The organism is Amycolatopsis endophytica, from assembly GCF_013410405.1.
Lineage (GTDB): Bacteria > Actinomycetota > Actinomycetes > Mycobacteriales > Pseudonocardiaceae > Amycolatopsis_E > Amycolatopsis_E endophytica.
Genome location: NZ_JACCFK010000002.1, coordinates 1 through 18,256, shown reverse-complemented (window position 1 = coordinate 18,256; position 18,256 = coordinate 1). Strand labels below are relative to the sequence as shown.

The window sequence follows — 18,256 nt, the reverse complement described above, 5'->3', positions numbered from 1 at the left end:
TCGGTGTCACGGAAGGACACACAGTGGGACAGCTCGACGGCAAGGTTGCTCTGGTGACCGGCGGAACCGCCGGCATCGGCCTGGAGATGGCCAGGCGGTTCGCCGCCGAAGGAGCACAGGTCTATCTCACCGGGCGACGCCCGGAGGCGGTCGACGAGGCGGTCGCGAGCATCGGCGGGAGCACGGTCGGGCTGTGCGGGGACGTCTCCGACCTCGCGGCACTGGACCGGGTCTTCACCACCATCTCCGAGCGCAGCGGCACGCTCGACGTCCTGGTTGCGAACGCGGGTAGCGGCACGTTGACCGCGCTGCCGGAGATCACCGAGGAGCTGTTCGACTCGACGTTCGGATCGAACGTGAAGGGACTGGTGTTCACCGTCCAGAAGGCGCTCCCGCTGCTCACGGACGGCGCGTCGATCATCCTGGTCGCCTCGATCTCCGGGATCACCGGCTCGCCCGGCATGAGCCTCTACGCCGCCACCAAGGCCGCCGTCCGGAACTTCGCCCGTTCCTGGGCCGCGGAGCTGGCTCCCCGCCGGATCCGGGTCAACGCGCTGAACCCGGGCCAAGTCGCCACCCCCGGCCTGGCCAGGCTCACGAATCAGCTCGGCGACGGTGCCGAACACCTCGGCACCCTGCCGCCGCTCGGCCGCATCGGCGACGCGACCGAGATCGCCGCCGCCGCGCTGTTCCTCGCCACGCCGGACACGGCCTACATGACGGGCTCCGATCTGGTCCTCGACGGCGGCGCGACGATCTGAGGTTCGCGGCCCGCCGCAAGGCCCGGCGACGCGACAGCCACGATCACCGTCCGCTGGTGCCCCTCCGGCGCCCGCAGGGTGGTTTTCGCCCGGGACCGAAGTACCCGGAACCGGCTCTCCAGAGCGACCCGGACAGAGGCGCCGCGGCAATCATCCAGGCCGGGTGAGCGCCCCCGCGGGCCCGGCCGTTCCCACCTCGCCGGGAAACTCGGTCAGGGTATCCCGCAGGACGTCCGCGATGGTGGTGCGCTCCAGGGAGCACCGCAGCGCCTCCTCCGCATCCCGGTAGGCACGCTCCAGCACCGCCTGGATGCCGTAACCGACGTAGCACTCGGCATCCGGCGAGGCAGCGTGCAAGGCGAACACCGGCTCGCCGCCGACCGCCAGATACACATCTCGGAGCGTGATCGAGGCCGGCTCCCGTGTCAGGACCCAGCCACCCCCGCGCCCCCGACTGGCGGCGACCAGACCGGCCTCGCGCAACTCGCCAAGGGCACGGCGGATCACCACGGGATGAGTGTTGACGCTCGTCGCGATCCGCTGCGACGTACCGATCTCCTTGTCAGTCCCGCGACGGTCGAAGGCCAACCAGGTCAGCACGTGGACGGCCACGCTCATCCTGCTGTTCGCACTCATCGGTCCCCTCCGCGGCAGACGCCCTCACGTAATCATCGTAACAACTTCTCCTACATAACCTGGAGCTCGGCGATGTCCTCGCGGGGCGGCGAAGTCCGGAGTCCCCGAGCGATCTCTGCGAGCAGCGCGGTCCGCGTGACCAATGTCGGTGCCGTCACCTTCACCAGGCCGCGGTCGCGCACCGTCTCGAGCTCACACCCGCCCTCGACGCGGGTATGGTTCCCGGCCGTTCTCCCGCAATACGATCAGCGACGCGTTCCCATTCCGGACCCGCGGGTGGGCGGTCTCGTTCGCGACGTCCCGCAAGCTCTCCAGGTGGGGCGCGGCGATGTTCCGCGGACCGTGGTTGCCCGCGACCGCGAGACCGATCTCGATCGACCTTCTCGCCGGGCCCGGACCGACTCGGTCGCCTCCCACCGACCGACTGACTCTGTCAGCGGCCCGCCGTCCACTTGCGCCAGAGAGCCGGATTCCCTTGGGGGCTCAAGCGATTCGTCATTCGTGGGTGTCCTTGACACTCCGGCACCCGTCGGGGAAGGTCACTTCAGACATCGGCGTGATGCGCCGTAATCCCGCGTGAAGGGTCATGGATGAGCCACCCAGTAAGGAATCCCGGACGTTCCCGCCGCCTGCTGCCGGAAGTCCGGACTTCGCCGCCCCAGGAGAACATCGCCGGGCCACACAGGTCGCCGCTGGGCGGCACTTCATGAGCCCTACCGACCAGCGGCCGGCCACGCCCGTCTCCGCCGAGCACCCGCGATCGACCGTCGCCGTCCGGCGCGACGGTGCGGTCGCCACGGTCGTCCTCGACCGCCCGGCTCGTCTCAACGCCCTCGACCTGTCCACCCGTAGGGCCCTCATCGTTGCCTTTCGCGAACTGGCGGCCGACGACGCGGTACGGGCAGTCGTGCTGACCGGCAGCGGCCGCGCCTTCTGCGTGGGGCAGGACCTGGACGCCGCGGAGGATCTCGCACACGCCGACGAAACCATTGCCGCTACCTACAACCCGCTCGTGCAGACGATCGCCGCGTTGCCCCAACCCGTCGTCGCCTCCGTCAACGGCCCCGCCGTCGGCGCCGGCATGGGCCTGGCACTGGCCTGCGACGTACGCCTTGCCGCCGATAGCGCCTCGTTCTCGTGCGCCTTCGGCAAGGTCGGTCTGGTCCCCGACACCGCGGTGTCCTGGTACCTGGTGCGCGAGCTCGGCTACGCCCGCGCCTTCGCCCTCGCCACCAGCGGCCGCCCCCTACCCGCCGACGAGGCTTTCTCGCTCGGCCTGCTCAACGAGGTCGTCCCGGCCGCCGCCTTGGCCGGCCGCACCGCCGAGGTGGCCGCTCAGCTTGCCGCCGGCCCAGCGCACGCCTTCGCACTCACCAAACGGCAGTTCCGCGCGGTCACCGAGATGTCCTTCGAGGCATCGCTGGCGATGGAGGCCCGGCACCAGGGCTCCGCCGCTACACACCCGGACCACATCGAGGGGCGCACCGCCTTGACCGAGAAACGGCCTCCACACTGGCACACCCCGTCCCGATGACGAGTGGATCGCGGGCGGTGAAGGCGATCAAACGCACCGCGGTTCGCCGGCGCCGCGCTCGTCAACCCGGGCACCACCCCGGTGGCCGGACCGCGCGGTCCCTACATCGAACTGGCTCTGTCCGCCTCGCCGACCGCACTCCCCCGCTGTTCGACCGGTGCCTCACCGGCTATGACGGCCCGTTCCCCCGACTCGCCATCCGCGCTTGACCGGGCCGGCGGTGCGGAACGTCGCGTTCGACGAGATCGCACGACAGGATCAGGTATTCGCCGTTGAGGTGAAGGAGACAGCCGATGCGACCTCGACTGGGTCTCGACCTCGATGTGCAGGCGTGGGAACCCGCTGCCGCACCACCCCGCCACCTGCGCCCTCGGTCACCACCCGGCAAGGCAGTGGTTTCTGGCGCGCCGATCCTGGATCAGGGCATCGACGCCGCGCATGTGGTGGTCGCCAGGTGGAAACAGATCCTCGAGGTCGCGGATCGCACAGGAGGCCAGGGAGTCCACGCAGTCCACCCCGGCCTGCACCACCGCCCAGAAATCACTGATCAACGCCGGCGCCTTTTCGGCGACGGCGACGACAGTGGCGTTGTCGTCACCCGCCGGAACACCAACTGTTGCGGCGGTCGAACCGCGTGCACGGCGAGCAGGTCGAGTCCGACCGGCTGCGCCCCGTCCGATGTGGAGACCGGCTCGGCACTGGGATGCACGCGGCCTCACCTGCGCCGCCTGCCCGCCATCCCGTCAGTCGGAGGGACCGCGGAGGGTCAGGACGACCCGGAGGACGTGTTCGACAGCCGCCGCGAACATCGGGGCGCGCAGTTCCCTCCGCTCGGCCAGGTTGCGCGACGCGAACTCCAGGACGGCGTCGGGCCCAGCCTTGCGGACGACGAGTTCGGCGATCTCCTCCAGGTCGAGATCCGGATGGTCCAGCCGCGTCAGGGCGACCTCCACCAGCAATTCCTCATCCGTCACCCCGACTCGCCGCACGGTTCGCACTATACGCAGCCACCCGGGGCGTTACCGAGGACTGACGAGCGCGCCGGGCCGGGCCGGTGGGCAGTCCGGGCTCGATCCCGCCGACGCCCTGCACCGCGCGGCCGACCTCCAACCCTCCTGGAGCCGGAGGACGGTGCGCTGCGGCCGCGCCGCACCTGACCTGGGACCATGCCCGGATCGGCGACCGCACCCGCTACGCCGCCACCTGGGGCGCACTCACCCACGAATGCGGCCACGCCAAACACACCGCCTGGGACCCACCCGAGGACGCACCGGCCGGGGTGGTCGAGGCCGCGATGCTGCTGGAGGAAGCACGCATGGAAGCCGCGCAGATCCGCCGCCGCCCGGATGACCGGCACTGGCTGCGCGCGTGCGTGAAGGAGCTCGTCGCCGATGACCTGCACCTGTTCGCCGACCCGGCCACCGCCCCACAGATGACCTCCGCCGACGCCGCCCGCTCCGCCGCACTGTTGCTCGCGCGGGCCGATGGCGCTGTGCTGACCGAGGTCGAGGTCGCCCCGCTCGCCCGGGTGATCGAGAACGTACTCGGCCCGGACACACTGGGAAAGCTGCGGGCGGTGTGGCAGGCAGCGCTGCACACGGCCGATGACGACGGCGAGACCATGCTCGACCTTGGGCGTCAATGGTGCGGGATCCTCGCCACCGATCCCAACCAGCCCACTCCGCCCGGCACCTCGGGGACGCCGAACGGCACCGGATCACCCGCCCCGGGCACGAAGTCGCCGATGGCGGAGGCGATCGCCACCGTGCTGGACAACGTGGCCGCCAACGTCGCCCGGCAGCAACCGCCAGAGGACCCGGCCGCACGTGCGGCCGCCGCGCAGGAGCGCGAGAAGGCGGCCCAGCAGGAGGCCGACCGCGCTGCCCGGAAGACGTTCCGGCCCGGCGGACCCAGGGACGGCCGCACCGCACTGGCCGGGACCCGGCCACCGACCCAGGAGGAGCGCACTGCCGCCCGCGTGCTCGCCCGTGCCCTGGACAGCGCGGGGGCGCGCGAGCGGAGCGCGGTCAAGACGACCTCGGTGGTCCCGCCGGGGCGGTTGCGGATGCGCGGCGCGCTGGCCGCCGACGCTCAGCGCGCGGCCGGGGCCGTGCCCACCGCCGAGCCGTTCACCCGCATCACCCGTGCCGCGACCCCCACTCCACCGCTCGGTCTCGGCATCGCCTGCGACGTGTCCGGAACCATGCGCTGGGCTCGCGATCACGTCGCCTCCGCCGCCTGGATCCTCGCCACCGCCGCCCGCCACACCCGCGTGCCCGCCGACACCGCCACCGTGATCTTCGGCAACCACGTGCGGCCCCTGACCCACCCAGGCCGAACCCCGGCCGTGGTGACCGAGTTCAAGTCCGACGACAACTGGGAAGACATCCCCACCGCCATCGCCGCCCTCGACGGCGCGCTCTGCCTGTCCAGCCCCGGCGCAGCCCGGCTACTGGTCATCGTGTCCGACGGCCAGTTTCGGGACCAGCCCCGGGCCGAAGGCCAGAAGCGGCTCGACCGGCTACGCGCCGCCGGGTGCGCGGTGCTGTGGCTGACCACCAACAAGAGCGACACACCGCTCGACGGGGCACGCGTGCACCTGCTCACCGACCCCGCCACCACCGCCCAGGCGATCGGACGCGCCGCCACCGCCGCCCTGCGCGCCGCCCACTGACACCGCAAGGAGGTGCCCCATGGACACCGCACCCGATCCGTTCCCCGATCCGGACCGCGCGACGTGGTGCGCGCTCAGCGAGCTCGTCGGCGACCGCTACCTGGTCTCGATCGCCACCGCACCAGGCCACTGGGCGGAATGCACCTTCCCGGCCACCGCCGACATGACCCACCCCCGGGCCGTGACCACCGCCGTCGAACGCTTCACCGGCCGCCACGTCACCACCTTGACCCCGGGCCGCCCCCAGGGCGACGGCTGCCCCAGCTACCGGCTCACCCTAGGAGAGGAGATCAATGCCATGACCCAGACACCCGACACCGAGATCGTCGTTCGCACCTTCACCGAGAACGGCTGCAGCATCACCGCCGTCATCGCCGACCCCGCCGACGCACAACAGACCCTGTACGGCACCGTCACCCGCGACGGACTGCTGGTCGGCAGCTACTACTGCGCCGACCGCGTCTGGCAGCGCGACTGGCGCATCGTGGTCCCCGGCAACCAGCAGATCTGCCTCGGCTCCGAAGGCGAGGCGGTGTACGTGCTCACCACCGCCGGATCTGCAGGGGCGGGACAATGACACGCGTAGAGCTGCAGCGGTTGCCCCGCAGTGTCCGCGCAGCCATCGAGAAGTTCGAGTCCCTGCTCGCGATCGGGATTTGGCGGGACTTCCCGCACGTAACCCAGGGCGAGCTGCGACTCACGTTCGAGGCCGGCTGGGATCCCGAGTCCGTGTCGCGAGCATTCGCCAGAACATTGCTGGAGCACCAGGTCGACGGCGAGGTGTTCCTGACCTATGGCGACGAGTCCGCCCGTCACAGCGCGGGCGGTGACCACTGGTGGGTGCGCATCATGCTGCCCGATCAGCGGGAACTCAACATCGACTGGACGGCCCGCCAGTTCTACAACCTCGAGCAGCCGCATTCGCCACAGCACCAGGACCTTCCCTGCCCACTGGTCTGGCAGAGCGATCAGCCCGGCGAGTCCGTGCACCCGATCACCGGCACGTACCTACTCCTCAGGACAGAACGGGTTGGCATCGAAGATTCATGCGGGGACGTCCGCGATTCCCGAACCGGCTTACCCCGCGTGCTCTCCAGCAAATGCCGCACGTGCATCTTCCGCCCGGGCAACCCGATGCACCTGGAGGACGGTTACCGCGACCGGATGGTCCACGAGGCGCTGGCGAGGGGAAGCTGGATCGTCTGCCACGACACCCTGCCCGCAACCGGCGCACCCATCGGCACACAAGCCATCTGCCGCGGCTTTTGGGACGCGCACGGCCCGGATTCCCTCGGCTGCCGCGTCACCGCCGCTTTGGGCGGCCCCATCTATGCGCCCCCGCCCCACCGAGGATGACCGCCGAACACGTAGTCGGACCGATCGTCCACAGCAGACTTTCAGGGGATTTCCATATCACGCTTGACTTCATGGGATGAAGGAAGCGTCCATAGACGTGTAGCCCGATCACACCGGCCGAGCACCGGGGGCTACACACCAGCCCCGGCCGGGGCATGACCCACCGCACTGATCACATCCGAGTGAATCGAGGGAAGTCATGTCCAGCAAGAACCGCAACCGCCCGCCCCGCGGGACCGACCGCGCTGCCCAGGCGGATGCACCGGCGGGCCGCACCGACAGCGAAGACAGGCTGTGGGCCGCCCTGCACGCGCACCCGCACAGCGCCGCGACTGAGCTGGCCACCCTGGCCAAGATCGGACGGTCGACCGCACAGAAGATCCTCGCCCGATGGGCCGCCGACGGCAGCGTGACCCGTACCCCGGGGATCGCCGAGGGAGGCCGACGCGTCCCCGACTCGTGGGCGATCACCGAAGCGCCCCTCGGTGAGGTCAGCGCCAGCGCAGACTCGGCGGCGACCACCGAACCGGCAGGTAACGAGCCGCACCCGCCGGCCCGCGAGGCCCCGGAGAGCAGCCACGAGGCGGACGACCACGAGGCCGCACCGCCCGACACCCACACGTCGGGCGACGAGGCCGCGCCGGACACCAGCCCGGCCTCCGACGACGGGCAGAAAGCCGAACGGCTGGCACCTGGGGCGCTACGCGGCATGGTCGAGGACTACCTGCGCGACCACCCCGACGACGAGTTCGGCCCCACAGCAATCGCCAAGGCGCTGGGAGGGAAGTCCTCCGGGGCGGTGAGCAACGCGCTGGACAAGCTGGTCCTCGACGGCACCGCCATCCGGACCAAGGACAAGCCAAGGCGTTTCCGGCTCGCCCCGTCCGAGCAGGAGCCGACACCCGCGACGGCGAACTAGCGCGCACAGGATGGGGGGTGGCACGCCGCTCGGTGCCGCCCCCGGTCGCCCCGACGCCGTCGGGGCGACTTGCGCTTGTGCCCGTTCAGTACATCGAGACGTGGATGTGGTCGTAGTGGCAGCCGGTGACGTTGGCCGGGTCCGGGCAGCCGTACGCGTCGGATCGGTAGGGCTGCCACGTGGGGTTGCCGGTCGACCAGTACTGGCCCTGCCAGATCAGGTACCGCACGCCGAGCACGGGCTGCTGCGCGATCAGCCACTCGGTGATCCGCCACCCCTCGCTCACCGCCTGCGGATCGCCGGGATCGAGCAGGATGTCGCACGCGCGGCCCTGCGGATGATCGGAGCTCGGATTCGCCGGGCGCGCCTCGTAGCAGCCGAGGCCGTCGCCTGTCATCCCGCCCGCCTGCAGGGCCCGGACGAGAGCGAGCGTGCGAGGCGTGATGCGGCCACGGCTGGTGGGGTCGGGCTCGGTGGCCCGCTCGGAGGGCCAGCTGGTACGCAGCTGTCCAGGGGCCGCGGTGGCCGCGCAGTTGACACCGTTGAGAGCGCCCACGACCTGACGGGCGACGTGCTCGTGCTGGGCATAGGCGTTGGGGTAGGCGGAGCGTTGCACGGCCTGCGCGGCGCCGGTGACGCTCATCTGTTGCCAGTTCGGCACGGCGAGCAGGTGCTCGTAGAACTGGGTGGCGGCGTAGCTGGGGTTGAGGATCTGCGCCGGGGTGCCCCAGCCTTGCGAGGGCCGTTGCTGGAAGAGGCCGAGGCTGTCCCGGTCCCCATAGTCGAGGTTGTGCAGCCGGGACTCCTGCATGGCCGCGGCGATGGCGATCACCCACCCGTACTCGGGCACTCGCATCTGCTTGCCGACGGCGACGATGGTGGCGGCGTTGGCAAGCTGTTCGGGGTCATATCCCGCGACTCCGGTCGCGGGGCTGGCACCGGCGGGAGCACAGTCAGCACCGCCACCGCTGGTGAACAGGGAGGCGACCACACCGGCGGCGGCCGCGCCGATCAGAACCGGAATGAGCAGCACCACGGCCGCCGCGACCGCCGCCGTCTTGACTGAAGCGGACACCTGCGCGCCTACCGCTGTGGCGGGGGCGGCATCGGCGAGGGCGGAGGCGGCACCGGGCCGGGCGCGGTGTCGTCCGCGGCGACCGGTGGCGGGAGGCCGGGCCAGGCGTCGGCGAGGCCGGCGAGTGTCCGTCGGCGCAACGGCCCTCGGGGGTCGAGGGGAAGCCAGACCTCGTCGGCGGGGCTCGGGTGTGCGGCGTCGGGGTCGAGCAGGGCGGCCGCCGCGGTCGCGACGGGCACGGTGTGCGGCTCGGTCAGCTGAGCCTGAGCTCGGGCGAGTACCCGGCGGGCGTTGACCTCCCGGCGCGAGGTCGGCAGCCACACCAGCACTGGGGTGGTGATGCCGGTGGCTTCCGCCAGGGCGGCGTAGCCGGACAGTTTCCCGGCAAGCTTGGCCAGGGGCTCGGTGCCGAAGTCGTACTCCAGGAACCACTCGATCTGCCGGTCCCCCTGCTGCCACCGGCCGTAGGCGTCGGGCCGGACGAGGTCGCCGAAGTGACGGCTGCACCGTGTCTCGGACCACCAGGCCGTCAAGGCGCCCGGCTCGTGGCGTGCGCGGGCGACGAGGGTGGTGAACCACTCGTTCACCCCGACGGTGTGTGCGAGCCGCAGGCTGTGTGCGACGGCGAAGGCGCGGTCGTGCCGGTAGCCCATCTCCTTGACGTCCCGGCCGTCCTCAGCGGCGAGCACCGTGGCGCCGGCCGGGGCGAGCACGTAATGCATCGGCGCTGTCCCGACGGTGACGAACGGCTGGAAGCGGTCCACCACGCCCCACAGGTAGAGCTCGCGCAGCCGCTGGCGTCCTGACCTGAAGCTGGGAAACGCGAGGGCGGTGACCTGGTGCGAGGTCAGGACCCGGTGCTCCCACAGCATCCGGGCGATCCATTTGTCCCGCGGCGTCAGCCGCACCGCCAGCGCAGCCTGGTGCTCGGCCGAATTCGCGACGCGCGGGCTCGGGCGAGCGGGCCTGTGTCCACGCAGCGCTCGCTGGGGAGTCGGGTTGGTGATCAAGGTCGCCTCCAACGAGGTCAAGTTGGATGGGTTCAGCTGCGCCGCCGGGGATCAGCGCTGTGTGCGCCGGTGACTCGCTCGGTGCGGTTGGCGGGTGCCGCGCTGCCCGGCGACCTACCGCTCAGCCTCGTGGTGCCGAGCCTGGTGACGGGCGTGGCGCGACGAGCGGCGGCGCGGATTGCGCGTGCGCGACCGGGAACCGGTGGCGGGAGCGGCAGGGTGCGAAGGGTGAACGGCTGTGCCTCTTCGCCGTTCAGGACGAGTCGGGCGGCGGCGTGGTAGGCGCCGAGGTGGGCCAGGTCGTGGTCAGATAGCCGTGGCGCGGTGTGGCGGGCCAGCTCACGTGCGTCTTCGGGCGAGGCGTTGAAGAAGATCTTGCTGCGTGCGTTGGTCGAGATACCTTCGCGGAGTTCGCGGGGAAGCTGGCCGAGGTGCTGGTGCGCCAGCGTCATCGAGGTTCGGAACCCGCGGGCCTCGGCGAGCATGTCCTCGATCGGATAGGGCAGGTTGAGGAAGTTGTGGCACTCGTCGATCACCAGGCTCGCGTCCCTGCGACGACGCTGAGGGATGCGCGCGCGGCCGGTGATCGCCTGCCAGGTGCGCGCCACGACCAGCGACCCGACCAACCGGGTGGTCTCCTCCCCCAACGAGCCCTTCGGGATTCGCACCAAACAGATGCCACCATCGAGCACTTGGTCGAGGTCGACTGTGGAGTGTCCTCCCGCGATGGCGGCGCGGACGAAGGGGCGCAGCAGGAAGGCGCGGAGCTTGTTCATCAACGGGCTGATGACCTGCGAGCGGGCCGAGTCGGTGAGCTCCTCATACCAGGACCAGAAGCCACGTAGGACCGGATCGGTGATGCCGGCGGTGACGCGGCTGCGGAAGGCTTCGTCGGCCAGCAGTTTCGGCAGGTCCGCGAGGGTGGCGACGCCTTCCTGGGACCGGAGGGTCAGGCAGGCCGCGCGCATCACGTCGTCGGTGCGCGGGCCCCAGAACGCTGAGTAGACCCGGCGGAACACGGAGACGAGGTTGTCCACCATCAGGTCGGTTTCGCCGCCGTCCAGCGGGTTGAGGCATGGTGGGCGGACCTTGCTGTCGGCGTCGAAGAGCACGACCCGGTCGGCCGCGGAGCGGGGTAGCCGGGACAGGACGTCGGTGACGAGATCGCCTTTGGGATCGATCAGGACGGTTCCGCGGCCGGCCTCGGCGTCGGCCAGGACGATCGTGCCCAGCAAGGTCGATTTGCCGGAGCCGGTCGCGCCTAGCACGTGCAGATGGTGTCGGGCGTCGGGGACTCGCAGGGCGACGGGCCGTTCGTGGCCGGTGTCGGTGACGCCGAGCGGTTTGGCTTCGGGCCCTGGGACGGCGATGCCAGGTGGAGGCGCAATGGCGCGGGCCCCGGCGCGCTGCAGCCCCGGGATGGCCTCGTCGGTCGGGAGGTGGGCTATCGCGGCCAGCTCAGGCACCGACAGCAGGTCGCCCCGCGCCAGAAGCCGGGAGCCGATCACCTGCTCGGGGCGGCGAAGGCGGTGTCGCGTGTAGTGGTTGTGCTCGGTGTAGGAGGCGAACGATGCGGCGAGGGCGTGTGCGCGCCCGCGGGCGACCTCTCGGGCTGCGCTGACAGCGTCGGCGTCGGCACTTGAGGGGAGGATGGTGGCGACGGCGTAGCGGACGACGGTCTCGAACTGGCTGCCGCGCTGCTTGGCGACGATGGCCCGGTTTTGTGCCGCGTACTCGAGCGAGGTTTGCGGGTCGCTATGCAGAGCACCGGTCTTCGTGCGGTGCAGCGTCGTGCGGCGGGTTCGTGACATCCCAGGGGTGACCGCGTCCAGCAGGCGGCCGACCAGCCGCACCGAACTGCCGGTGTGGACCTGCCGGGCGGCGCGGCGGGCTCGTTGGACGCGGCGGCCGGTGACCGGGCGGGCCAGGACCTGCACGCAGGCGTGCTCGTTGCGACCCAGTCCGACCGGCGCGCCGATCAGCGCGCGGATCGGGTCGGCCTCGAAGGCCGTGCGAATAGGCAGTGCCTCCGACCGCGCGAGCCGCAGCTCGCCGCCGACTACGAGCCGCCGCTCGCCGTCGCGGGGAGCTGGCAGTGGCGGCTCAGCAGGCCGCACCTGGGTGTGGGCGCCGGGCCACGTGGCCTCGAGGGCGCGCTCGACGAGGCCGGGTGGGATGGCGCCGGGCACCCACAACCGGATCGCAACCCCTGCCTCGGAGAACACGTACTCGCAGGCCACGTGCGGTTGTCCGGTGAGCGCCCGTCGCCAGCCGGGCCGCAGAAGGCCCACGAGGTTGGACCACAGCGCGGCGCCGCCGGCTGGATCGACGGTGGGAGGGGCGAGCACGGTGACTTGACGTGCGTCGGCGACGAGTCGCTCGTGGCACCGTCGCGCCCACCACCTTCGCCCGGCGAAGAGCGTCGCGATAAGCACGGCGAGCACCGGCACGGCGATCGGGCCTTCATCCACGGCGAGATCGCGGAGTCGGCTCAGCAACGCGACCAACGCACCAGCAGGGTCACGCAGGTAGTTCTCTAGCCAATCGGCGGAAGCGGAACGTATCCACATAGGACGCGTCTCCCAGTGATCAAGGGGCATCGAGGCTGATTTCCTCGCCCTCGACGGGCTGAGGACCGAGGTCGACGAACGCGGCAGCCTGGTCGTCGTCTTGCTCGGCGAGTTCGGCCGGATCGCTGGTGATCAGGTAGTGCTCGGTCGGCGACGCCATGCTCTGGAAGGCCACGCGCTGGGTTCCGGTCGACAGCAGTCCCTGGCCGCGGTCGGCTGCGAGCAGGAACTGGCGTTCTCCGGCGGAGAGGGTGAAGGTGCGGGCGATCTCGTCGATGGCTTGCGGGGCCTGCCGGAGCAGGATCTGGGTGGCCGCGTTGGCCACGACGGCTTTGCCGAGGTCGGTGCCGAGGACGTCGTCGACGTCCTGGGTCGCCACTGTCAGACCGGCCCAGTACTTGCGGAAGGCTTTCGCCGAACGGAACAAGAACTCGGCACCGGCCTTGTCTTGCAGCAAAAGCCATGCCTCGTCCACCGCCACCATCCGCGGCCGGCGGATCGCGGGGTTCGACACTCGCCGCCAGATGACGTCGAGCGTGAGCAGCGTGCCGATCGCTTTCAGCTCGTCGGGCAGGTCGCGGAGGCTGAACACCACGAGCTGTCCCTCGGGTTGAACGGTGCTGGGCCCGTCGAAGAGCTGCTTGAACGCGCCCTCGACGAACGGATGCAACCGCGCGGCGAGCTCGCGGCCGGCACCGTCACCGGAGCTAGCGAGCTTTTCTCGCAGTGTGCGCAGCTCGGGTGAGGGTCGGGTCCAGGTGCGGGGATCGGTGGTGATGCCCACGCTCTGGTAGGTCGCGGCGATCGCGCGGTCCAGCGCGGCCCGCTCGGCTGCCGACGGTTCACCGCCGAGAAGAACTTCGATCGCGGTGTGCAGGAACAGGCTGCGCCGAACGAGCGCGTCCTTCGGTGCGGTGCGTCGTCCGTCCGGCCGCGTGTGGATGGGCAAATCGAACGGGTTGAGCCGAACTCCGGGCACGCCGAGGTGGACGTTGGTTCCCCCGACGGCGGCCGCGAGCCGGGCATACTCGTCCTCCGGATCGACAACGGCGACCTCGATCCCGCGGTACAGCGAACGCAGCAGCTCCAACTTGACCAGGTATGACTTCCCCGCGCCCGAGCGGCCAAGGATGACCGAGTTGTGGTTGTGCATGCCCTCGCCGAAGCGGTCCCAGTGGACCAGCCCCTGGGAGCCGATGTTGTACCCGTAGAGCACCCCGGCCGGTGCCGCGACCGAGGTCGGATCAGGCGCGGGCAGGTCCGGGCTGGTGAACGGGAACGCGGCCGACAACGCTGCGGTGTCGAAGGTGCGGCGCATGCCGATCAGGTCCAGGCTCAGCGGCAAGGTCGACACCCACCCCTGGAGGCTGCGGTAGGTGGTGTGCTTGGCGTCCAGCAGCAGGCTGGCGCACAGTGACCGCAGTGCCGCGACTTCCTCGGCGAGAGCGCGTTGGGTGGTGGCGTGGATGGTCAGGTACAGCCCGACGCGGAACAGCTTGCCCTCGCCTCGGGCGACGCGGGAGGACAGGTCGTAGGCGTCTTCGGTGGCGGCCTCGACGTGGGGGTCGAACAGCCGGCCGTGCTCGGCGGTGTGGCGTCGGCCGGCCTCGAGCTTGGCGAGCTGCTTCTTCAACCGGGCGGCGGCGGTGGCAGGGTCGATCGGCTCGACGTGCACGGAGACGTCCAAGCGGCCGGGGTAGGTCAGCAGCGGAGCCAGCCAGCCGGGGTGCACCTCGCGCGGGTAGCCGATGACCGCGAAGCTGGCGACCCATTCGCCGCCGACCTCCAGGTGCCGCGCCCCCACCGACAGGGCGTCCGGCGTGAATGCGGCTGCGGCCGGGGAGGCCGGTTGGCCAGGCCGACGGTGGTGGCTGCGATGGCGCATCAGAACTGCTCCTCTCGCTCGTCCTCGTAGTCCCAGTCGTCCTCGCCCCACGCGGGCTCGTCCTCTGCACGTGCATCCGCACGCCACCGGGCGGCGTCGTCATCCGCCGGGTCCGAAGCGGTAGTGATGACCTCATCCGCGCCGGCGAGCCCGGCTGATGGGGGCAAGAGGCTGTCGGGGTTGCACGCCGAGGCCAGGACCGCGGTGGCCTGCCCCGCGTCGAGCGGGGTCACCGTGATCCCGGCTGGGGACAGCAGCTCCACGGCTTCGGTGAGGCGGCGCACCAGGCGTGACTCGGCCGCTCGTCGTGCGGCGGCGTCGGCCTGGCCGGGCGTCCGGTTGCGGCGGCCCTGCAGAGCGGCCAGCGCCCCAGGGCCGCCGAGTCCGTCAGGAGGGTCGGCTGCGGCGAGCGGTTCCCGCAGCACGAGCAGCACCTGCCGTCGCAGCAGATCGGACTCCTGCCCGAGCTGGACCAGGTAGTCGGCGTGCTCGACCGCGGCCGCTTCCAACGCCGGGTGCGGCAGGCCACCCGCGCGCTCGCGCAGCTCGGCGATCTGAGCGGAGAGGTCGAGACGCTCGGTGCGCACCAGCACCTGGACCGGGGCGGTCAGTGAGTGCAGGTAGCGCCCGAACGAGGCGACCAGTGCCTCCTGCTCGGCCGGTGTCCGGAGCGCGAAGTTCACCGTGCTCGCGACGGCGACGACCGTCAACCCGTCCGGGCCCAGGTCCACCACGCCGGTCTCCGTGACTGCCTCAGCCGGCAGGCGCAGCGCGGTCGGGGAGACGGGTTCAGCCTCGGACGCTGGCCCGCGGCGGCCGGCTCCCTGGTCCGCGTTCGCGGTGAGCCACGCGGGCGCCGGACGGACGCCTTCCGGCGCGGCGACGCGGTGTCGCGGAGCGATCCGCTGGCGGATCGCGGCGATCAGGAGCTTGTCCAGCGGGACACCGTCGCGCTTGCCCAGGGCGAGCATCACCGACGCCGCGCCGACCGGAACCGCGAAGGCGGCGAAGAGCGGGATCGGCAGGAACGCGCGCGTGACGAGCCACACCAGGTACAGCGCCGCTCCGGCCGCGGCGAGGATGCCCAGCTGGCGCGCGGTGAGCGGGCCGAGCACGCGGTCGTGCATGTCGACGTCGGCGGGAATGCGAACGGGTTCGGTCATGACGTGCTACCTCCTGGCTTGCGCCGTCGCACGTTCGTCGGCGGTGGCGGGGTCACGCGCGGGGGCGGCGTCTTGGCGGGCTTGGGCAGGTCGAGCGGGAGTCGCAACTGCCGTCCGGCCTTCGGTGCACGTGGCTTGGGCGGTGGTGGCGGCGCGGGCTTGGGCGGCACGTGTTTCAGGCCGTCCAGGGGCAGCGGGTACTGACCGGACCGGGTCGGTCGGTTGCCCTCGTAGGGGTCAAAGGGCAGCGGCGGCTGGATCACGCGCCGGCCGGTTCCGCGACGAGCGGGAGGCGGTGGCGGGCTCGCCGGCCGAGGCACCTTGCGCAGTCCGTCCAGCGGCAGTGGGTACTGGCCGGACCGGAGCGGCCGGTTGCCCTGGTAGGGGTCGAACGGCAGCTCGAGTTGTTTCCCGGTGCGCCCGCGAGGCGCCCGTCGACCGCTCGTTCCCGCAGCTCCCGTGGCCGCTGAAGGTGGCGCTGCGCGCGGAACGTCGAAGGGCAGGCGGTACTGCCGTCGCGGCCGAGCACCGGCTTGTTTTCGGGCCAGTCATCGCCCAGCGGCAGCGCCAGTTGACGACCGGGATTGCGCGGTGGTGGTTTCGGCTCCGGAGTGTTCTTCGGTGTGGGCTTGGGCCGGGTCCGGCGCAGGCCGGCAGCGGCAACACGTACTGCCCGCCCGCGGTGGTCCTCGGCTCCGCTGAGCGCGTGGACGAGCTGCCAAGGCTGTTGCCACCGCCGGTAGCTCGGGGCCTCCGGGGCTTTCCGCCGCCCCGCCCAGAAGCCCGAACGTCTTGTAGGCGAGGAAGCCCCGGACGAGCGATCCGATCAGGCTGCGGCCGCCTCCACCGCGGATCGAGCCCAGGATCCAGAACGGGATTTTGAGCAGGAGTACATCAGCGCGAGAGCGACGAGCAGGTTGATGAGCCCGGAGGCGGTCGGCCCGAACACGGTGAATCCGCCGGGGGTGAAGAACACCTTCAACGCGGTGATCAGGGTCAGGCTCTGGCCGAGCTGGATCGCGAGGCAGCCGCCGTAGGCTTTCCACCACCAGTAGGCGATGCCCTCGGTCTGCGGCAGGGCGTGGAACATCAGCGCCAGCGGCGCGGCGACGATGAGGATGATCGTCAACGCGACTCGCACGACGTAGGTCACCAGCAGCGCGACGAGCAAACCGGCCAGGACGAGTCCGATGAAGATGATCCACATGCCGCCTTTGAGTGAGCCCATGACGAGGTCGCGCAGAGCCACGCCGGCGGCACTCGCGTCGAGCCCGCCGCCCATGATGGCGGCGACGAGGGCGTGGCGATCTGGATGCCCTTGGTGGCCACCCACAGGCTCAACGCAACCGGCCAGGAACCCCACCACGAGGCGCGGCGCGATCTCCTTGGCCGAGTGCCGGGTCTGGACGGTCTGTAGCCCATCACGATGACACCCGCGATGAGAATCAGCAGGGCGTAGGAGACGAGCAGGATCTGCCAGGAGTTGTCCCACAGCTCACCCACCCGCGGCAGCGAGTCCGGCGTCGGGGTGGTCAGCAGCGTCTTGGACAGCAGTTCGAGCAGCGGGTTGAGCGCGCTCTCGACGATGCGCGGAAGAAACCGGTCGATCACGTCGGTGATGCAGGCGCCGATGTTCGTGAGGCCGCAGTCGTCGCCGGTCTCCTCGTCCGGAACGGGCTGTTCGGCACCGGGCGCCGTGGGCGGTGTGCTGGTGCCGGGCTGCGGGATGCAGCCCTCACCCGTGCACGGCGGAGCGGTCGAAGTCGGCGACGGAGGCACCCGTCCTGCAGTGAACCGGGGAAACAGGTGACCGAGGTCGGCGCCCCCGTCGGCAGTGGCAGGGGCACCTCGGGCAGCGACGGTGCTGTGGTCGGCGCAGGCCGCGAGCACAGCGGCAATCCGGGCTCACATGGCTCGACAGTCGGAAGCGGCAGTGGTTGCGCGGCAGCCGGCGGCGCCATCGACGAGCCGGGTTGAGCGCAGCGACGGCAAGCGTGCCACCGAACAGAACGACGAGGCTCACCGCCAGCCCCACCAGCGCCCGGCCACGAGTCAGCTTGGGTAACCGCACCTTCCGGCGTGATGGCGGAGCGGTGAGTGCTCGACCGTCCGGCGTGTTCGAGGGGCGCATCGCGTCAAGCCCCCACGATGCCTTTGAGCACCTCGACGACCAGCGGGGCGAGCGCGGCCAGAACGTAGCCGATGCCGGCGGCCTTGAACGCCTCCTTCGCCTTCTCCTGCTCCCCCGGGTCGCCGCCGCCGAACACGCGCCGGACACCGCCGATGGTGAGGAACACCGTCGCCAGCCCGGCGAGGATGCCCATCAGCCAGTTGCGGATGTTGTTGAGGACTTCCTCGACGCTGCCCGCGAGCGCGAGCACCACGGTGTCCCCGCGGGCGCTCGCACCAGAGGTCAGCAGGGCGAGCACGACGAGTTCGGCCAGCAGCAGCGCCCGGCGGCGCCAGTGGTGCGTGCGCGGCAGGCGAGGGTTCGGGTCAGGCGCATCGCGGCTCTCCCGGAGTCGAGCCCGGCCGCCGCTGCGGCTGCTCGGGCGAAGGGGTGGTGTTCGCACGGGAGGCTGGTCTCGTCCCGCACCCCTGAACTCCGGAAGACGCGCCCCGTGGGGACACGTGCGCGCTGGGTTTCTTGCCCGCCCGCGCGCGCAGAGTGGT

15 protein-coding genes and 1 pseudogene are annotated in these 18,256 nt (G+C 71.1%); 6 read left to right on the top strand and 10 right to left on the bottom strand.

All coding sequences use genetic code 11. The features are described from left to right. Window positions 1-23: 23 nt before the first annotated feature. Window positions 24-761 carry an SDR family NAD(P)-dependent oxidoreductase gene (locus tag HNR02_RS25575; protein ID WP_179776136.1) on the top strand — a complete coding sequence of 246 codons (738 nt, stop codon included), beginning with the start codon at window positions 24-26 and terminating at the stop codon, window positions 759-761. A 150-nt stretch (window positions 762-911) separates the two neighbouring features. On the opposite strand, the gene HNR02_RS25570 is transcribed toward HNR02_RS25575, so the two are convergent. Further along, a complete protein-coding gene (locus HNR02_RS25570; protein WP_246339272.1) occupies window positions 912-1,379 on the bottom strand; it encodes an Rrf2 family transcriptional regulator in 468 nt (155 codons plus the stop codon). A gap of 724 nt (window positions 1,380-2,103) precedes the next feature. On the opposite strand from HNR02_RS25570, the gene HNR02_RS25565 reads away from it, so the two are divergent. Next, window positions 2,104-2,931 (top strand): enoyl-CoA hydratase/isomerase family protein, encoded by an 828-nt coding sequence (locus HNR02_RS25565; RefSeq protein ID WP_179776134.1) that lies wholly within the window; start codon window positions 2,104-2,106, stop codon window positions 2,929-2,931. 374 nt (window positions 2,932-3,305) lie between these two features. On the opposite strand, the gene HNR02_RS25560 is transcribed toward HNR02_RS25565, so the two are convergent. Both HNR02_RS25560 and HNR02_RS25555 read right to left on the bottom strand, forming a co-directional pair. Next, complete coding sequence (locus tag HNR02_RS25560; protein WP_179776133.1) at window positions 3,306-3,482, bottom strand: hypothetical protein; 177 nt, start codon at window positions 3,480-3,482, stop codon at window positions 3,306-3,308. Between the two features lie 192 nt (window positions 3,483-3,674). After that, entirely contained in the window at window positions 3,675-3,905 is a 231-nt protein-coding gene (locus HNR02_RS25555) for a hypothetical protein (RefSeq protein WP_179776132.1), read from the bottom strand. 80 nt (window positions 3,906-3,985) lie between these two features. Between HNR02_RS25555 and HNR02_RS25550 the strand changes: the two genes are divergently transcribed. The 4 genes from HNR02_RS25550 (at window position 3,986) to HNR02_RS25535 (ending at window position 7,880) form a co-directional block, all read left to right on the top strand. After that, window positions 3,986-5,605: a vWA domain-containing protein gene (locus HNR02_RS25550; RefSeq protein WP_312861163.1), complete on the top strand. Its 1,620-nt coding sequence runs from the start codon at window positions 3,986-3,988 to the stop codon at window positions 5,603-5,605. A 19-nt stretch (window positions 5,606-5,624) separates the two neighbouring features. Further along, entirely contained in the window at window positions 5,625-6,182 is a 558-nt protein-coding gene (locus HNR02_RS35715; RefSeq protein WP_246339270.1) for a hypothetical protein, read from the top strand. Then, a complete protein-coding gene (locus tag HNR02_RS25540) occupies window positions 6,179-6,961 on the top strand; it encodes a hypothetical protein (RefSeq protein ID WP_179776131.1) in 783 nt (260 codons plus the stop codon). The genes HNR02_RS35715 and HNR02_RS25540 overlap by 4 nt, the downstream gene beginning before the upstream one ends. Window positions 6,962-7,160: 199 nt before the next feature. Beyond that, window positions 7,161-7,880, top strand: a complete 720-nt coding sequence (locus HNR02_RS25535) for a MarR family transcriptional regulator (RefSeq protein WP_179776130.1) — start codon at window positions 7,161-7,163, stop codon at window positions 7,878-7,880. Window positions 7,881-7,965: 85 nt separating this feature from the next. Here HNR02_RS25535 and HNR02_RS25530 read toward each other — a convergent pair whose 3' ends face one another. The 7 genes and pseudogenes from HNR02_RS25530 to HNR02_RS25500 form a co-directional block, all read right to left on the bottom strand. Continuing rightward, a complete protein-coding gene (locus tag HNR02_RS25530) occupies window positions 7,966-8,955 on the bottom strand; it encodes a VldE C-terminal domain-containing protein (protein ID WP_179776129.1) in 990 nt (329 codons plus the stop codon). Window positions 8,956-8,963: 8 nt separating this feature from the next. After that, on the bottom strand, window positions 8,964-9,965 hold the full coding sequence (locus HNR02_RS25525; protein WP_179777847.1) for a replication-relaxation family protein: 1,002 nt from the start codon (window positions 9,963-9,965) through the stop codon (window positions 8,964-8,966). Window positions 9,966-9,997: 32 nt separating this feature from the next. Beyond that, the gene (locus HNR02_RS25520; protein WP_179777846.1) at window positions 9,998-12,535 is read right to left on the bottom strand and encodes a DUF8128 domain-containing protein; all 2,538 of its coding nucleotides are present in this window, start codon (window positions 12,533-12,535) and stop codon (window positions 9,998-10,000) included. 19 nt (window positions 12,536-12,554) lie between these two features. After that, a complete protein-coding gene (locus HNR02_RS25515) occupies window positions 12,555-14,420 on the bottom strand; it encodes a VirB4 family type IV secretion system protein (protein ID WP_179775624.1) in 1,866 nt (621 codons plus the stop codon). Beyond that, on the bottom strand, window positions 14,420-15,583 hold the full coding sequence (locus tag HNR02_RS25510) for a PrgI family protein (protein WP_179771176.1): 1,164 nt from the start codon (window positions 15,581-15,583) through the stop codon (window positions 14,420-14,422). The genes HNR02_RS25515 and HNR02_RS25510 overlap by 1 nt, the downstream gene beginning before the upstream one ends. A gap of 826 nt (window positions 15,584-16,409) precedes the next feature. Continuing rightward, window positions 16,410-17,194: pseudogene (locus tag HNR02_RS37010) on the bottom strand (TrbL/VirB6 family protein). Between the two features lie 524 nt (window positions 17,195-17,718). Further along, window positions 17,719-18,156: a pilin gene (locus tag HNR02_RS25500; RefSeq protein WP_376772940.1), complete on the bottom strand. Its 438-nt coding sequence runs from the start codon at window positions 18,154-18,156 to the stop codon at window positions 17,719-17,721. Window positions 18,157-18,256: the final 100 nt, after the last annotated feature.